Annotated in this window: 12 protein-coding genes; 10 read left to right on the top strand and 2 right to left on the bottom strand. The window is 56.0% G+C overall.

What is annotated here, in order from left to right:
- Positions 1-19: 19 nt before the first annotated feature.
- Positions 20-1,411, bottom strand: coding sequence for a DUF4097 family beta strand repeat-containing protein (locus tag EXY20_RS12065; RefSeq protein WP_135551237.1), 1,392 nt, complete (start codon positions 1,409-1,411; stop codon positions 20-22).
- Positions 1,412-1,792: 381 nt separating this feature from the next.
- Here EXY20_RS12065 and EXY20_RS12060 point away from each other — a divergent pair, with 381 nt between their 5' ends.
- Positions 1,793-2,623 carry a hypothetical protein gene (locus EXY20_RS12060; protein WP_135551235.1) on the top strand — a complete coding sequence of 277 codons (831 nt, stop codon included), beginning with the start codon at positions 1,793-1,795 and terminating at the stop codon, positions 2,621-2,623.
- Positions 2,624-3,518: 895 nt separating this feature from the next.
- Here EXY20_RS12060 and EXY20_RS12055 read toward each other — a convergent pair.
- The gene (locus tag EXY20_RS12055) at positions 3,519-4,535 is read right to left on the bottom strand and encodes a LacI family DNA-binding transcriptional regulator (RefSeq protein WP_135551233.1); all 1,017 of its coding nucleotides are present in this window, start codon (positions 4,533-4,535) and stop codon (positions 3,519-3,521) included.
- Between the two features lie 212 nt (positions 4,536-4,747).
- On the opposite strand from EXY20_RS12055, the gene EXY20_RS12050 reads away from it, so the two are divergent.
- From EXY20_RS12050 to EXY20_RS12010, 9 genes are all read left to right on the top strand, one after another.
- Positions 4,748-5,542: an SDR family NAD(P)-dependent oxidoreductase gene (locus EXY20_RS12050; RefSeq protein WP_135551231.1), complete on the top strand. Its 795-nt coding sequence runs from the start codon at positions 4,748-4,750 to the stop codon at positions 5,540-5,542.
- 31 nt (positions 5,543-5,573) lie between these two features.
- On the top strand, positions 5,574-5,780 hold the full coding sequence (locus tag EXY20_RS12045; RefSeq protein ID WP_135551229.1) for a hypothetical protein: 207 nt from the start codon (positions 5,574-5,576) through the stop codon (positions 5,778-5,780).
- Positions 5,777-6,163, top strand: a complete 387-nt coding sequence (gene rbsD / locus EXY20_RS12040) for a D-ribose pyranase (RefSeq protein WP_135551226.1) — start codon at positions 5,777-5,779, stop codon at positions 6,161-6,163. Before EXY20_RS12045 ends, rbsD begins: the two co-directional genes overlap by 4 nt.
- Before the next feature lie 333 nt (positions 6,164-6,496).
- Positions 6,497-8,719 carry a helix-turn-helix transcriptional regulator gene (locus EXY20_RS12035; RefSeq protein ID WP_135551224.1) on the top strand — a complete coding sequence of 741 codons (2,223 nt, stop codon included), beginning with the start codon at positions 6,497-6,499 and terminating at the stop codon, positions 8,717-8,719.
- 240 nt (positions 8,720-8,959) lie between these two features.
- A complete protein-coding gene (locus EXY20_RS12030; RefSeq protein ID WP_235885680.1) occupies positions 8,960-9,946 on the top strand; it encodes an ABC transporter permease in 987 nt (328 codons plus the stop codon).
- A gap of 41 nt (positions 9,947-9,987) precedes the next feature.
- On the top strand, positions 9,988-10,851 hold the full coding sequence (locus EXY20_RS12025; protein ID WP_135551220.1) for a carbohydrate ABC transporter permease: 864 nt from the start codon (positions 9,988-9,990) through the stop codon (positions 10,849-10,851).
- Between the two features lie 76 nt (positions 10,852-10,927).
- Positions 10,928-12,532, top strand: a complete 1,605-nt coding sequence (locus EXY20_RS12020) for an extracellular solute-binding protein (RefSeq protein ID WP_135551218.1) — start codon at positions 10,928-10,930, stop codon at positions 12,530-12,532.
- Positions 12,533-12,621: 89 nt separating this feature from the next.
- Positions 12,622-15,276, top strand: coding sequence for a right-handed parallel beta-helix repeat-containing protein (locus EXY20_RS12015; RefSeq protein ID WP_135551216.1), 2,655 nt, complete (start codon positions 12,622-12,624; stop codon positions 15,274-15,276).
- Positions 15,277-15,359: 83 nt separating this feature from the next.
- Entirely contained in the window at positions 15,360-16,607 is a 1,248-nt protein-coding gene (locus tag EXY20_RS12010; RefSeq protein ID WP_135551214.1) for a glucuronate isomerase, read from the top strand.
- Positions 16,608-17,340: the final 733 nt, after the last annotated feature.

The following is a 17,340-nucleotide window of genomic DNA, read 5'->3' as shown; positions in this document are numbered from 1 at the left end:
TACGAGGGAAAGGCGGATGTTATTCATAGTAAGCTTCCGCCGATCCGATCGAAGTACTCAATTTCAACTGGGGGTGCAGGCCGGATTCGTTCCCGCCGGCGATCAGCTCGGGCATCGTTTTGTTGCCGATGCTTGCCGACAAGTCGAAGCGGTAGTCGCTGCTTGGCGGCACTTTTGCCTGCACCAGCCCGATTTCACTGCTGAGCGTCCAGTTCGCGGTAGGCTCGCCTTGTACGGCGACGCGTCCCAGCGAGTTGGACGCTTCGATTTTGCCGCTGAAGCGGTTTACTTCGATGTCGCCGATCGACATCGACACCTGTACGTCACCTTGCGAATCGTTCAGCTTGATCGCGCCGATCGACGCGTGCAGCGATTTGACATTCGTGAACCCGTTCACTTCAATGCTGCCGATTTCGGTGCGGCTGTCGAGCTGGATATCGGCCGGCGCTGCGATCAGCAAATCGACGGCGGCGGTCGAACGATCGAACAGGCGCGTGTTGGTTTTGTAGTCTCCGCCCTGTACGGCGGCGCGTATTTCGTTCTCTCCGGCGGCGACTCGCACCGGCGCGGCCTCCTTCAATGCTTCCAACGATTGCTTCTTCCACGAACGGTACGTAGGCGTTACCGTAATGTTGCCGTCGGTCGACGGCACTAGCTTGATGTTGCCGACGTTGCCGGTGACGACAAGCTTATCGGTGCGTTCCGCGGCGACAACGGTCGGCGTGTCGGTGACGGCGTAGTTGCCGTTCTGGCCGATCAGCGGCAGAACGCGGCTGTACATCGCGCCGGTGGCGACAGCCATCACGAGCAGCAGCAGGAACAGGCCGGCGAAGTCGAGCTTCGCTTTGCGGCTGCCGCTTTTGCGCCAGACGTATTCGAGGCCGTAGCCGATCAGCAGCACCGGCCACATCGAGCGGCCGGCGTTCAGCCAGCCTTCGGGCAGCGAGTCCGGCATGGCGATGCCGGCGCCGGCCCAAACGAGCGCGGCTCCTGTCGTCAGCCGGCCGATCTTGTAAGTTGCGTCCTGGCGCGGCACGAGCTGGCGGATGATGAAGAACAGGCCAAGCGCCGCAATCGCGGCTCCAATCGCAGTCGCGCCGATCAGATCGTACGAATCGCGCAGCAGGTCGGGATTTACCCAGTTGACCAGCGCTGCCGCGCCAACCACGATCAGGGCAATGCCGAAGAATCGGCTGCCGCGCTTGCGTTTGGGCGGCTGTTTGCCGCCTGCGGGATGCGTCGAGTTGGCGGCGTTTGTTGCTGCGCCGGTGGTTGTATTTGCTTTGGTCGCCGGCTGCGGCGGGATGTCATAAGGCGGATTGGCGGCCTCCGGCTGCGCGTCGTCATTGGCCGGTTCGGGTTTAGCGTCAAGCAGCTCCTGCAGCTGCGGCGGTAGTTGCGGTCGTTCCATGATTGTCGTTCCTCCCATGATTGCTGTATGACTACAGTGTAGACGAGAAGAACGCCGGCTAAAACAGTCTGCGGAACGTAGTCATCACTGGACCTTGGTCGGGGGGCGGGACGGTCTGCAGGTGCAGATGCGGCGGGAGCGGGCTGGGCAGCGGGTGAAATAAATACTAATTAAATTGATGAGATTTATACTAATAATAAGCATTATGATTCTCGTAAAAATCGCCTAATTATCATATAACATGAGAATATTTGGTATACATACGATGTAGTTTGTAGTATAGTGTAGTATGTAAATGAAAAATAAGGGGTTAAATGGATTGCAATATTCTTGAGTAGAAGCTGGCCAGCTCTCTATATACTAAATTCAAGGAGAATGAATTTGAAAATGAAGTTCTATTCTAGCTTCAAGACTATGCTCTCTTTCGTTTTATCATTAGTTGTTGCGTTTAGTGCTATTGGCACATCGGTTTTTGCATCTGAAAAGCAAAGCGGTACTGAGGTACAAACTTTTAATCAATCTAGAGAATTACATACATCAGACGGGGATTTGCTAGGTACAGTTCAAGAAACCACTATAATTGAACGTAAAGAGATAAAAGGTTCTGTTGAATATATTTTGAGACAAAACAAGGATTATACTCTTGTATCTCCATATGCTGAAATTCCAGCATATCAAACCAAATTCCAAGATGGCAGCAAAATGACAAACTATTCTCTTAAGGATGGTAATAAACTCTATAGAAACGGCAATCTTGTCAAGGATCCTACTGCAACTTCTATTAAATTGAACTCAGCCGGAGGAATTCAAACACTATCAGATACGGGGGGACTTCCAGGCCTCTGTCATTACTACGACGCAAGTGACTGGTACAATTATCATTTTGCATGTTACGAAGATATGGATTACACAGGGCATTACTATGGAGTTGCTGCCGGTGGGAATGTACAAAAAGATACAACGGCCGCTCACTATATGTTTGCAACGGCTAAGGCAGAAGTCGATGCATTCGAAAATTATTATAACGATTTTCGTATGCATCATCTTGCAACGGAAGCCTTGGCAGGTATCGCAGTAATCACTTGGGTAAATTTACTCGCCTTTATCGGCACTGGAGCAGGAGTTGCATATGAAGCATTACAAACAGTAAACAGTTGGAATGATGCAGATGATGCAATTAATGATGCATATCACTACATCGAACAATTTTAGGTTATAATTTATTTCAATGATTTATAAAGATGGAGAGAAGCATTCTCTCCATCTTTATGTTAGAAAGGAGATTTATGACAATCTATATACCGATTGGTTTCTTCTTGTTTTTTTTAGGCTTGGTTTTGTATGGAATATGTCGCAAGAGCAGGTTTCAACAAAATAACCTAGCCAACATCGGATTGATCTTGATGTCTATTATTATAATTATTCCCACAAAATATGATTACAAATTAATATTGATCTCACTTTCAATATTTATTCTGATTATTTATATAGTTGGAGTTGTATACAAATCTTATAAAAGTTCGAAAAATTGAATTAACTGTCGGACGGTTCTTACCAGGGGAGTAGAAATGTTATCAGATTTGTGCCTGCATCTTGGCTCCACTTGCAACAACTAGCTATTGTTCTTACCTCGCAACCGCGCCACCAAAGTCGCTCCGACGATCGCATCACCGCCGCAATGTGTCCGGTTTTACCCCAGCTGCCCTTTTAAGGCTGGCGATTGATGGTGTAGGCGTCAGTTCCGGCAAAATAATGCTGCTATGGCTGCTATGGCACGAAGTGACGAATAGTTTGAGGGACGGTTCTGAGAGCGCCTATTGCTTGAAAAATGCCGCTTTTGAACAGGTAACGGTTCCAGGTGAGCTTATTTGGGAAAAATCGCGTTATTTCCGGAGAAATTCGCCTCATAAGCACGCTCAGAACCGTTACAAGTTGAAAACGGGCTTTTTCAGCGAAATAAGCCCCGTCAGAACCGTTAGAGCGCGTCGATTGCAAGTAGAGGAGCTTCCCATCGAACCGCCGCGGCTAACCCGGGCGATGCGGGACGACCAACGCGGCGGACCCGGAGGATGCGGCTCGCAAAGCGCAGCCGTCTTTGCCGGCAAGCTTATCGGGGAGCCGCCGATTTTCGCACGATCAGCTCGGACGGGAGGATGATTTTGTGCCAGGGCGCGGCATGCGTTTGCGACTGGATGCGGTCGACCAGCAGCCGGATGCCGATGCTGCCGAACCGGTACGCCGGCTGGGCGGCGACGGTAAGGAACGGATCGAGCGCGGCGGGATGCTCCAGTTCATCGAAGCAAACGACGGAGATATCGTCCGGCACGCGCAAGCCGGCGCGGGACAGGGCGCGAATGGCACTGGCCGCAAGAAAATTGTTGGCGGCGAAAATCGCCGTCGGCGGGTCGGGCGCACCCAGCAGCTGCCGCACCGCAGCGTCCGCCCAGTCGTTGGAAGCGCTGATGTAGCCGCCTTCGACGACGAGCCGCTCGTCAAAGGCGATGTCGTTCAGCTTGAGCGCCTCGAGATAGCCGGTTTGCCGGTGCCGCGCGGTCGAAACGCCCGGCGAGCCGTTCAGCAGCGCAATGCGGCGATGACCAAGCGACAGCAAATAGTCCACCAGCCGGCGCGCGCCTTCCTTGCTGTCGCCCAGCACCGTGTCGGCTTCGATGCCGGGCACTTCGCGGTCGATCAGCACGAACGGGATGCGGTGCAGGCGCAGCTTCTCCAGATGCGGCAGCGAGGCGTCGCCGGCCGGCGCAAACAGCACGCCGTCGACGCGTGTCGACACGATCATGTCGACGTACGCTTCCTCTTTGGCGATATCCTCGTCGCTGTTGCTGAACAGAATCTTGTAGCCTTCGTTGTTCGCCGCATCCTCGGCGCCGCGGGCCAGTGTCGTATAGAACGGGTTGGCGATATCGACGATCAGCAGCGAAAACAGCTTCGTTTGCTGCAGCACCAGGCTGCGCGCCGTCGCGTTCGGCACGTAGTTCATTTCGTCCATAACGCGCTTCACCTTAAGTCGCGTTTGTTCGCTGATGCGTCCGGTGTTATTGATAACCCGGGAAACCGTCATGGCGGAAACGCCGGCCTCTTTGGCGATATCGTATATGGTAACCATGGTACCTTCCTTGAAACGCAATGGTTGAAAGTGTGTTGAAGCTTCGTGTCGACTACCATTGTAACGAACAAAACGATTGACAGCAATCGGGAAATGATTTACCGTAATGTTATCGGTAACCCAATCCAACTTCGCTCGATCGAATTCAATCCTACGTATCAACCGGATCGGTCCGAGCTGGTAAGGCCATTTCCCGAGAGGAGTCAACCGTAATGGCAAGATTGCATAACCGCGTCGCCCTCGTTACCGGCGGCAGCCGCGGCATCGGCGAAGCGATCGTGATCCGTCTGGCCGAAGAAGGCGCGCATGTGGCGATCAACTTCACGTCGAACGGCTCGCGGGAGAAGGCGGAGAACGTGAAACGCAAGGCCGAGGCGCTCGGCGTCAAGGCGGTCGTCGCGCAGGCGGACGTCGGCATCAAGGAGCAGGCCCGGCGCATGTTCGCCGAAGTGGAGCAAACGCTCGGCCCGATCGACATTCTCGTCAACAACGCGGGCATCGCGCCGTTCGAAGCATTCATGCACGTGAGCGAAGAGACGTGGGACCGGACGTACAACACGAATGTCAAATCGATTTTCCTCTGTTCGCAGCTTGCAGCGAAAGGCATGATCGAACGGCGTTACGGCAAAATCGTCAACGTGCTGTCGACCGCCAGTCTCGTCGTCACAAGCCCGGTCATCCCGCATTACCAGTCGTCGAAAGCGGCGGCGAACATGCTGACCAAAGGCATGGCGATCGAGCTGGGCAAATTCAACATCAACGTCAACGCAGTTGGCCCGAGCACCGTGGCAACCGACATGTGCACCGATTATTTGGCCGACCCGGCGATTCTGCAGAAGGAAATCGAAGCGAATCCGATGAAACGGCTCGGCACCGAACGTCAGATCGGCGACGCCGTCGTGTTCCTCGCTTCCGAAGAAGCGATGCAAATCAACGGCCATCTGCTGATGGTCGACGGCGGGCTTACCGTCAAGGCGGCGCAGCCGGACGATCATATGGAGCACTAGGCACGATACATGCAACTATAGGGGGAATACGATGACACGCGATCGGTTCGAGTACCACATCAGCACGAATCGCGCCGCGATGGCCGAACTGGGCGAAGACGGCTGGGAGCTTGTGTCGGCGGCAGTCGTGGAAGGCGTCGAAACGTTTTACTACAAGCGGCCGGCGCCATCGCTGCGGGAGCAATTGACGTTGTCGCAGCGAGAGCAGGCGCTGCGAGAAACGGAGGGAAGCGCATGAAACGCGGCGGCATTCTGAACCCGGCGCTCAGCAAGCTGCTGGCCGAAACGGGGCATACCGACATTCTGACAATCTGCGACCGCGGTTTTCCGGTGCCGCCGGATCAACAGCGGCTCGACCTGGCGCTTGTCGACGACATTCCGACGGTGCTGGACGTGCTGCGCGCCGTTCATGCGGAGTTCGTCATCGACTGCATCATCGTCACCGAAGAAATGGCCGCGGCCAGCCCGGCGCGGTATGCGCAGTTGCAAGCCGAGTTTGCGGGATTACGCTTCATGACGGTCAGTCACCAGCGCTTCAAGCAATTGGTGCCGGAATCGCGCGCGGTCATCCGCACCGGCGACACGGCGCCGTATGCGAACCTGATGATCGTTTCCGGCTAAAGTGGCCCAAGGCCGAAGATGGCGTGCAAATGGAAAGTTCATTTGCTCGCCATCTTTGCTTTTGCCGGGAAACGAGTTTGCGACAATCTTGGATACCTCGGCGAGGATATGATACGATAAGCGAAGCTTGGCAGCCGCCGGGACAACGCGTATTCGAAAAAGAGAGAAGCGATCCAAAAAACAGCGAATCGCGTCGGAAGCATTGCGGCGGCAGGAGACCGGCGTTACAATAGGCAGCAGAAGGCAGCGTACCGCAAGGTGGGGAGCGGCTTTCACGGCGGCGCGTCGTTTAACGCCGCAGCTTCCTTGTGACAACGCTTTCGGGAGGGGCATATGAGGAACATCGGGCGCGTATGGAACAGCTATTTCATTCGTCTCGTCTTGTCGTACAGCATCATGGCCATCGTATTGATCGCCGCCGTAGGCGGTTATTTGTTTTCGCGGGCAAACGGACTGATGGTCGGGGAAATGACGCGCGAAAGCAATTCCCGGCTGACGACGGCCGAAGACTATCTGGAGAAAAGCGTGCTGCGCAAATTTGTCGACGGCATGACGAGCCACTATTTTATCGGCGTGGAGCCGGATTTGAAGGTGACGTTGTACAACCTGCTCGACAGCGGCTGGGACGGCCATATGTCGAACATCGTCACGCTCAATAAACACATGAACTTCATTCTTTCGGCCAACGAAGGAATTGCCAATTTTACCGTCTTCTTCAAGCAAGGCCATTATGTCGTCGACCAAAAATATTTTTACCCCAGCCCCGCCGAAACGCCGGATCAACCGTTCATCAACGGGCTCGGCACGGTAACGAAGCAGCGTTGGATGGAACGGACGCTGCCGGACGGACGCAACGTGCTGACCTATGTGCTCAATCTTCCCTACGGATTTCCCGATGAGAAGGCGAAGGGCTTCATGTTCATCGACATCGACCGGGCTTATTTGTCCCGCGCCCTGACCCAGGTCATGAATGCTCCGTACGAACGGCTGTATGTGTTCGGGGAAGACGGCCAGCCGCTGCTGCAGACCGGGCCGGACGACAGCACCGAGACGGAGCATGTCCGCAATGCGCTGCGCTCCGCGTCGGACGGGAAAGTAACGATCGAACGCGCGTCCAGCGGCAACAAGATTATCGCCACTCTGCGCGCAGGTTCGATCCAATCCGCTTCATTCCAATACGCGATCGTTCGACCGTTCGACACGTTCGTGCTGTCGTCGCGGCAATTCCAGCAGCAAGTCATCCTCAGCTGCGTGCTGATGCTGCTGCTCGGGCTGCTGATCGCCTTCGTCGTGTCGAAGCGGTTCTATGTGCCGCTCAAAGCGCTCGTCTCCACGATCCGCGGGCTGTACCAGCCGAATGCGATTCCCGCCAAAGGGATCAACGAGTACCATTTGATCGACCACACGCTGCATTATTTGGACGATAAAATCGCCACACTCGAATCGCGGGTGAAAACGAATCAGTTGACCAACTACTTGCACGGCAACGTCGCCGAACTGCAAAGCATGAGTCTGCTGCCGCACGATTGCGTATATGTGGCCGCCGAAGTGTTGATGGTGAAGGGCGATGGCGAGACGTTCCGCCGCGCTTATCTGGACAGCGGACATGCCGTTTCGGCGGAAGTGGCGGTAACCGGCGCCGATCGGGCGGCCGTCGTCTTCTTCTTCGATCCGGGCGAGACCGACCCGTACGAGCAGGTCCGGGCGGAGCTGACCAAGTTCCGCAGCGTGTCGCAGCTGGCGTTTGCCGCTTCCATCGGCAGCGCGGCTTCGGCGCTGGAAGATATTCAGGCTTCGTACCGTTCGGCGAACGAAGGGCTGCGCTATACGTACCTGCTCGGCCCCGGGATGATCGTATCGGCGGCGAGCCTGCAGGAGCTGAGCAAAGCCCCCTATCCGTTTGCTTACGGCCAGCTGAAGAACGCCATCCGCGCCGGTCATGCAGCCGAGGCGCAGCGGTTCATCGCCGACTTCGCCGCCCGATCGGGCGAATCGGTCCGGCTTGACGTAGTGGAGCTGTCCGTGATGCAGCTGCTTACCGCTTTGTCGGAAACCGTCATCGAGCTGAATTTGAACCATATCGTTACGAGCTCGGAGCTGTTCCGCACGGAAAAGAAGCCGACATTCGCCGAAACGGTCGAATGGATTCGCACGCTGGCCACCGAAATGGCCGACTATGTGCAAGCCGGCAAAACCAAAGGGCATCACGATATGATTCACCGGTTGAAAACATACATCGACGAGCATCTGCACGAGGAATTGTCGCTCGATGTGCTGTCGGAAGTTGCGAATTTGTCGACCTCGTATATTTCGACCTTGTTCTCCGACGTGTTGCAAATCTCGTTTACCGAATATGTGACGAAGGCGCGGTTGAAACAAGCGGCCGAATTGCTGCGGACGCAACCGACGATGACCGTCGCCGATATTGCCACCCGGGTCGGCTACCGCAATTCGCAATATTTTTGCACCAAGTTCAAAGCCAAATACGCCGTTACGCCGATGCAGTACCGCAATTCCTGGGCAGGAACGTCCGCCCCGGAGCTGGAGACGGAATAAACGCCGCGCCATGATACGAAACACTCGCCGCACACGGTTCGCCGTGGGGCGGTTTTTTTATTGTTTCCGCAGTATGACTGGCTTTGCCCGCTGTTCATTATTTTTCAATCCGGCGAAATCGAATGATTGTATAATGCCCCACCTCAAAAAAACGAATCATTTTGAATGATTATGGAATAGAAAAAGAAGCGGTTCACGGCTAACATGAAGCCACAGACATACGGAAGGAGTGAAATTCGCTTGAGACAACAACAGCCAGCGCCGCAAGCCGCGACCGGAACGACAGCCGGGCTCGCGAATGCCGGATCGAAAAAAGCTCGCCCCTCCGTGTGGAAGGAATATGTAAAAACCCGCTATTTGTTCCTTCTGTTGGCACCTGTTCTTATATGGTACGCCATCTTCGCATACGGACCGATTTACGGCATCCAGCTCGCTTTCAAGCAGTATCAAATTATGGACGGCATTTCGGGAAGTCCGTGGGTCGGATTCGACAATTTCAAGTATTTGTTCGAAGCGTCGCCCGACTTCTGGAAAGTGTTGTCCAACACGCTTCGCCTGAGCTTGTACCACATTGTATTCGGATTTCCGGCCCCGATCATTTTGGCGCTGCTTTTCAACGAAATCCGCTTCAACGCATTCAAGCGCATTACCCAGACGCTGACGTATTTGCCGCACTTTTTGTCCTGGGTCGTGCTTTCGGGCATTTTGTTCATTATCCTGTCGCCATCGACAGGCGTCGTCAATTTCCTGATGCAGAAAGTGGGCATCGAACCGATTTATTTTCTCGGCAATGGGCATTACTTCCGCTTCACACTTGTCGTTTCCTCGATCTGGAAAGAAGTGGGCTGGGGCACGATCATTTATTTGGCGGCGCTTGCCAGTATCGATCCACAGCAGTACGAGGCGGCGATCATGGACGGCGCAAGCCGGTGGAAGCAGACGCTTCATATTACGCTGCCGGGCCTGCTGCCGGCGATTGCGATCATGTTCATTCTGCGCATCGGCGGCATTCTCGACGCCGGTTTCGACCAGGTGCTGAACTTGTATACGCCGGGCGTTTATTCGGTCGCCGACATTATCGACACGTACGTGTACCGGATGGGCTTGACGCAAATGCAATTCAGCCTGACGACAGCCGTCGGCCTGTTCAAAAACGTCATAGCCTTCGCGCTGGTGTTGATGACCAACTTCTTCGTGAAGCGGGCAGGACAAGAAGGTCTGCTGTAACATTCGCCCTAATCATTAGTCTACGAAAGGTGTGAAGTTTGATGCGCATGACAACGGGCGAAAAAGCGTTTCAGGTTGTGCTGATCGTATTTATTACGCTGCTGTGCGTCGCCATGCTGTATCCGTTCGTTCATGAACTGGCCGTATCGCTCAGTTCGCCGACGGAGGCGATCCGCCAAGGCATTCATATCATCCCGCTTGAATTTTCGCTGGACGCCTACAACCAAGTGCTTTCCTCCAAGGACATCTGGACCAGCTTGTACAATTCCATTTTCCGGACGGTTGTCGGCACGATCCTGATGTTGATTATGATGACGATGGGCGCCTACCCGCTGTCCAAAAAGTATTTGCCCCATCGCAGTTATTATACGATGTTCATCGTCATTACGATGTTTTTCAGCGGCGGCCTGATCCCGACATACCTGCTGGTCAAAAACCTGCATCTTGTCGATTCCAGCTGGGCGCTGATTATTCCGGGGCTCATCAGTACGTTCTCGATGATGATCATGCGCAACTTCTTTATGGGCGTGCCGGAAGAGCTTGAGGAATCGGCCAAAATCGACGGCGCCAACGATATCCGCATCCTCGTGTCAATCGTTGTTCCGCTGTCGATGCCGATCATGGCGACTGTTGGCTTATGGTCGGCGGTCTACCACTGGAATGCCTGGTTCGATGCGTTGATCTACATCCAGGACATCAAGAAGCAGGTGCTGCAAATTTATTTGCGCAAGCTGGTCGTCAGCAACGAGGACACGGCGCTGCAAGCGTTGATGAATCAGACAGTGACGCAGGAAAGCATCAAAGCGGCGGTTATCATGTTCGTTACGCTGCCGATTCTGATCGTGTATCCGTTTCTGCAGAAGTATTTCGTCAAAGGCGCGCTGATCGGTTCGTTGAAAGGGTAAAGGCGGTTTAAACGAAGCGGTTAGCGCCGCTTCGTCTAAATAGATATACTACTCTTATAAGGGAGGCAAAACACGAATGAAAGTGAAACAAAGCATGTCCGTAGCGCTGGCGGTTGTTGTAACCGCTACCTCGCTTGCCGCTTGCGGCGACGGGGGCAGCAAAGGAGCGAGCAGCCCGTCGCCCAGTGCAAGCGGTTCCGCATCGCCGAAAGCATCGGTCAAAGAGGCCCCGATTGAAATTACATGGACAGGCCGCAATCCTCCGACCTCGGACGACAATGTGGCGCAGAAGTATTTGGAAGAAAAGTTTAATGTCAAAATCAAAAACATCAATCTCGATCCGACGACTTGGCGCGACCAGCTCAACGTCAAAATCGCCGCCGGTGAAATTCCCGACGTCATCACCCAGGACGCCGGTCTCGACCTGATGCAGCAATGGGCCGATCAAGGCGTGATCGCCAGCATTTCGGTGGACGAAGCCAAAAAGTACATGCCGAAATATACGGCCGATATGCTGAAGCTCGATCCGAACATCTTCGACTTCGGTTTGTACAAAGGGAAATACTGGGGATTGCCGAAAGTATACCTGGAAGGCAAGAGCCCGTTCCTGCCGGCATACAACGACGCCTGGATGAAAGCGGTCGGCGTGACCAAAATACCGGAAACGCTGCAGGAAGTGGAAGATCTGTTGTACAAGTTCCGCAACAACGATCCGGACGGCAACGGCAAAAAAGATACTTACGGTCTGTCGGGCAGCGGCAAGGACGCTCCGGTGCAGCTGTTCAACTCGGTATTCGCGGCATACGGCATCAAACGTCGGGGCTGGAATCTTGGCGCGGACGGCAAAGTCGTTTACGGCATGATTACGGAGCAGGCGCGCCAAGCGTATAAAACGCTTGCCAAATGGTATAAAGACGGTCTGATCGATCCGGAATTCGCAACCGACGACTGGATCCGCAACCGTGCCAACTTCCTTGGCGGCCGTACCGGCATGGAAGATTCGGGCATGTGGTATCACTACCACGAGACAGGTCCGGTAGGATCGGAATGGAAAGCGAAAGGCCAGACGTTTACGGTCGGCAAAGGGCTGATCGGTCCCGGCACGAACGGCAAACCGTTGTCGATGGCATCCAGCACGATTCCGCAAGCGCCGCAAATGTTTGGTGCGCAGTTGATGAAAGACGACAAAAAACGGCAAAAAGTGTTTGAAATCCTGGAAGCTATCGCAACGGACGATGAAACATACCTGATTACGGGCAACGGACGCAAAGACATCGATTACAAAATCGAGGATGGAGCGGCCGTCCGGATCGGCGCCGGTACCGACCCGGTCAAGCTGGCGGCAGCAGCCGGAGCAGGCATCTGGTTCAACCACGTAAAAGGAAATGTACCGACTTTGTACAAGTATGAATACTCGAAAGCCCTGCTGGATTACAAGGAAAAGGTTAACGGCGGCATCGAGATTACCAAGGATCCGATCAACCCGGCGCTGCTTCCTTCGACGGCGCAAGTATCGGCGACACTCAACAAGCTGGTGGACGAATACAACATCAAGCTGATTATGGGCGAAACCGATACGGACAAAGGCTTTGACGATTTCGTCGCACAATGGAAAAAAGCGGGCGGCGACCTGCAAACGCAGGAAGCGAACCAAATTTATCTGGAACGTCAAAAGAAATAGCGGTTGAAATATGAAGTCATGGAGCGGGATGCGGCATCTCTCGCTCCATGAGTTTTTCCCATTTTATCCGGCCAGGAGGCTAACGAGTCATGCAGAGAAGTGTAGGGGCCGTCTATTATGTAGCGACGGAGGGAAATGACGGGCACAACGGGTTATCGGTCGAGACGCCGTTTCGTACGATCGGCCGGGCGGCGGCGCTGATGCAAGCCGGCGACACGTGCCTCGTGCGCGAAGGCGTGTACCGCGAAACCGTGCGCCCGGCGGCGTCCGGCACGGCCGGGGCGCCGATCCGGTTCGCCGCCTATCCGGGCGAAACGGCGACGATCAGCGGCTGCGACCGGATCGAACGCTGGGCGCGCAGGGAGGGCGACGTTTACGAAGGCGAAATGCCGTGGAGCTTGGGCGAAGGCAACGGCAACATCGTGTTCGTTGACGGGGAGCTGAGCCATGAAGCGATGTGGCCGGCCATCGCCGATCGGCTCGACCGCTCGCAATATGCCGTCGTTGATGCCGCAACGAATACGAACGAAAGCGGCGCGATCTTCGACGAAGATTTGCTGGCGTTTCCCGACGGGTATTGGGACGGCGCGATCATCGCCTGCGTGCACGGCGTCAGTTATTTTATTTCGACCGCGCGCGTCACCCGGTTTGCGGCCGGCACGCTTTATTACGAGCAGTGGGTCAGTTCGGCGCCTTATTATCATGCCGGCAAAGGCAATTATTATTTCCTCACACGCACGCCGCAGGCGCTTGGCGCAGCGCACGGCTGGTTATACGAGGAGGCCGGCGGCAAGCTGCTGTGGCAAGCGCCGGCCGGCGAACGGCCGGAGCAGCACGAAATCGAAGCGAAGCGGCGCGACTACGCGTTCGACCTGCGCGAGCGCTCGTACGTCGAAGTATCCGGCTTTCATTGCCGGGCGGCTTCGCTGACTACCGAGAGCGCGGAGCACTGCCGGCTGGAGAAGCTGCGGCTGGTTGGCATCGACCGTTATTTCGGCTCGCGCCAATCGATCTACGGCCGGACGAAAGGGGTCGAGCTTGGCGGCACGAACAACGAGCTGCGCGACAGCGAAATTTCGCAGTTCGAAGGGATTGGCGTCAATTTGTCCGGCGCGCGCAACCGCGTCGTCAACTGCTATATCCACGACGGCAACTTCGAAGCGTCGTATGCGAGCCTCGTCTGGATCCGGGGCGCGGAGCATCTGGTCAGCCGCTGCACGATTACGCGAGCCGGCCGCACGTGCGTATCCGGCGTGTTCGGCCGCACGGTCATCGAATATTGCGACATTTCACATGCCAACTGTTTGACCAAAGATTCCGGCATCGTTTATTTGTTCAATCACGATTTCGACAATACGGACATTCATCATAACTGGCTGCACGACAACGAATCGGACCATCTGAGCTTCGGTTTCTACATGGATGCCTGGACGAGCGGCGTCAACTTTTACCGCAACGTCGTCTGGAACATCCCGCACCACGCCGTGCACATGAACCGGCCGATCCAGCGCTCGCTGCTGTACAACAACACGTTTCACCGCAGCGCAACGACGAATTCGTCCGTGTTTTGTCTGGACGATATGAGCGGCGTGCAGGTCGTCAACAACATTTTCGCCGACAGCCGAATCACCGACTGGGGTGAAGACAGCCTCGTTTCGCACAATATGTTCGAAACGGATCCGCGCTTCGTTGACGCCGACAACGGCGATTACCGGCTGCGCGAGGATTCGCCGGCGCGCGGCAAAGGCCGCCGCATTACCGGCTTGACGGAGCCGGAGGCGGGGGATACGCCCGACCTTGGCGCTTACGCGTACGGGGGCGAGCACTGGGTGCCGGGACACGATTTTGCCCGCGAGACGCAAGCCGAGCTGCAGGTTGACGATTTCACCAGCAAAAGCAAGCTGTTCAACTGCGGCTTCGAAACAGGCGCGCTCGATCCGTGGCGGACGGCAAGCGGCAGTCCGACTCTGGCGTGCGAATGCGCCTGGGACTACAGCAGCTACGGCTACGCATCGGTCGTACGCAGCAACCGTTATTCGGCGATGCTCGCCGGCGGCGACGCGATCGAACAAACGGTGACCGGCCTTGCGCCGAACACGACGTATACGTTCTGGGCGAACGTGCGCACCGCCGGTTTGTACCGGCAAGCGACGCAGCACGACGAGCGCCATGTCGCGGGCGAACTTCACCGCGCGCCGGACGGCGGCGATCCGGTGTATCGCGACGCCGCCTATGTCGGACCGCTGCGGGAGGGCGACTGGCTGCGGTTTGCCGCAATCGATTTTACTGGCGGGCTGTACGATGCGTTCGCTGTCGGCGTCACGAAGGTGGCGGCGCCGCTCGTGCTGGAAGCGCGGCTGGACGGGCCGGACGGCAAGCTGCTCGGCACGGTGTCGTTCGCGTCGGATTACGACAACGTGTGGCAATATTTTGCCGGCGAGCTGCAGGCGGCAAGCGGCGTTCACGATTTGGTATTCGTGGTGAAGGGGACGGGGCGCTGCCTGTTTCAAGGCTTCAAGCTGTTTCACGCGTTTCGCGGCAGCCCGGTGCGGATCTCGGTCAACGGTCACGGCGGCGAAGAACGGGCGAGCCAGTTCATTCGCCTGAACTGGGACGCGCGGCCGGACCGGATCGCATTTACGACCGGGCCGGAGTCGACGAGCGCCGTTGTTGCGATCGCCAACAAAGGCAAGTACACTGTATATGTGGACGATTGCGGGTTGTGGAACCCCGATGTATCGTAAGCCGCCTTTCGTTCGCATGGCGAATAGTTAATTGCATTAAATAAAAAGGTTGTATTTTTGGGAGACGGAGAGGAAGAACCACCATGACTACCCTCACACGGGAGCAATTGCCGGCAGCGGTCCGACAGATCGTCGCGGCGCAGCCGATCACCGACATGCACACGCATCTGTATCCGCCCGCGTTCGGCGCGAACATGCTGCGCGGCGTCGACGAACTGCTGACGTATCATTATTTGGTCGCCGAAACGTTGCGATGGTCGACGCTGTCGCCGGAAGCGTTCTGGCTGCTGAGCAAACGCGAGCAAGCCGATCTTGTCTGGCAGGAGCTGTTCCTCGCCCGCTCGCCGATCAGCGAAGCGTGCCGCGGCGTACTGACCTCTCTGCAGCTGATGGGGCTCGATACCGGCACGCGCGACTTGGCGGCCTATCGCCGCACGCTGGAAGAGATGCCGGCCGAAGCGCACATCGATCGGGTGTTGGCGCAGGCGAACGTGGAAAGCGTCGTGATGACGAATGACGCGTTTGGCGACGAACGGGACGTCTGGCTGAGCGGCGCAGCCGTCGATCCGCGGTTTCACGCCGTGCTGCGGCTCGATCCGCTGTTGAACGACTATCCGCGTTCGCGCCGCAAGCTGATCGAGTGGGGCTACGCGGTAGAAGAAGAGTGGACGGAGCAAAGCAAGGCGGAAGTAAGGCGTTTCCTGATGGATTGGGTCGGTCGGATGAAGCCGCTGTACGTGGCGGTGTCGTTTCCTTCGACTTTCGTGTTTCCCGACGATTCGGACCGCAGCCGCCTGATCGCCGATTGCATCTTGCCGCTGTGCCGCGACACGAATATGCCATTCGCCATGATGATCGGGGTTCGCGGCAAAGTGAATCCGGCGCTCGGCGACGCGGGGTACATGGTCGGCCGCGCCGATTTGGAATCGGTGACGAATTTGCTGCAGCGGTACCCACGCAACAAATTTTTCGTCACGATGCTGTCGCGCGAGAACCAGCACGAGCTTACCGTGCTGGCGCGCAAATTCGGCCAGCTGATGGTGTTCGGCTGCTGGTGGTTCCTGAACAATCCGGTGCTGATCGGCGACATGACGCGGATGCGGCTCGAGATGCTCGGCACGAGCGTCATTCCCCAGCATTCCGACGCGCGCATTCTCGACCAGCTGTTGTACAAGTGGAGCCATTCGAAGCGTCTGATCGGCGAAATCCTGATCGACAAATACAACGACATCGCGGATACCGGCTGGCGCATCGAGCGGGCGGAAATCGAACGCGATGTGGCCGATCTGTTCAAGGACAACTTCTGGCGTTTCCTGAAGAAGAAGCTGTAGCGGGCAGGATTAGCAAAGTAAAGGCGGCGTCCGGCGACGCCGCCATTCTGGACTTTCACGCTCTGGAAGCGCTGAAAGAAAGCATCGTTTCACGCCCGAGCCGCTGCGCGGAAGGGTTGCTCCTCCGATCGCTTCTTGTTTTCGGATGCCCGGAATCAACGAGGCCAAGGGAACCATCCGAAAACAAAGGCGAACGCTAACGCTTCTCCAGAGCAACCCTTCCTCTCCGCTTTTTTGCGTGAAGGAAGCCCCTATTGAGGCCGCGGCATTATGCCGGGCCGGGCACCAACCAAAATAGCCAATGAAAAATGGCTTATTTGCCCCATTTCGGGTGCCTCGCTGGAAATAGCCAGTGAAAACACTGGCTATCTCAACCCTGAAGCCCCCAAATCGACCTTTTCAAAGAAATAGCCAGTGATTTCACTGGTTATTTTGAAGGGACCGCCCGTTTTTGGCGAAATAGGCAATAAAACATGGCCTATTTTCAGAAGGCTTGATCGGAGCGGCTCAAAAGCGAATTTGTTCGTTGGCGGAGGGGAGAATGACGCGTTTTGCGGAACGTGACTGCTTTGTGATGTTTAATCAAGGGGCGAGGGGCGGGAGGGGAGAGCGGGGGTTGGGATGCAGAAGCGGCAGCGTTCGCTTTTGTTTTCCGGATTCCTCCCTGGCCGTTATCGTTCCAAGAATCCGGAAAACAAGAAGCGATCGGAGTCCCAACCCTCGCGCGCAGCGG

The sequence above is a fragment of the Paenibacillus cymbidii genome (assembly GCF_004764705.1).
Taxonomy (GTDB): domain Bacteria; phylum Bacillota; class Bacilli; order Paenibacillales; family NBRC-103111; genus Paenibacillus_AN; species Paenibacillus_AN cymbidii.
Note: the sequence above shows the minus strand (reverse complement) of the source record. Positions and strands in the feature narration are given on the sequence as shown.

Coding starts and splice junctions, on each gene's coding strand:
- EXY20_RS12010 (WP_135551214.1), top strand. CDS start 15,360: ATGACTACCCTCACACGGGAGCAATTGCCGGCAGCGGTCCGACAGATC.
- EXY20_RS12050 (WP_135551231.1), top strand. CDS start 4,748: ATGGCAAGATTGCATAACCGCGTCGCCCTCGTTACCGGCGGCAGCCGC.
- EXY20_RS12065 (WP_135551237.1), bottom strand. CDS start 1,411: ATGGAACGACCGCAACTACCGCCGCAGCTGCAGGAGCTGCTTGACGCT.
- EXY20_RS12025 (WP_135551220.1), top strand. CDS start 9,988: ATGCGCATGACAACGGGCGAAAAAGCGTTTCAGGTTGTGCTGATCGTA.
- rbsD (WP_135551226.1), top strand. CDS start 5,777: ATGAAACGCGGCGGCATTCTGAACCCGGCGCTCAGCAAGCTGCTGGCC.
- EXY20_RS12045 (WP_135551229.1), top strand. CDS start 5,574: ATGACACGCGATCGGTTCGAGTACCACATCAGCACGAATCGCGCCGCG.
- EXY20_RS12015 (WP_135551216.1), top strand. CDS start 12,622: ATGCAGAGAAGTGTAGGGGCCGTCTATTATGTAGCGACGGAGGGAAAT.
- EXY20_RS12035 (WP_135551224.1), top strand. CDS start 6,497: ATGAGGAACATCGGGCGCGTATGGAACAGCTATTTCATTCGTCTCGTC.
- EXY20_RS12055 (WP_135551233.1), bottom strand. CDS start 4,535: ATGGTTACCATATACGATATCGCCAAAGAGGCCGGCGTTTCCGCCATG.
- EXY20_RS12020 (WP_135551218.1), top strand. CDS start 10,928: ATGAAAGTGAAACAAAGCATGTCCGTAGCGCTGGCGGTTGTTGTAACC.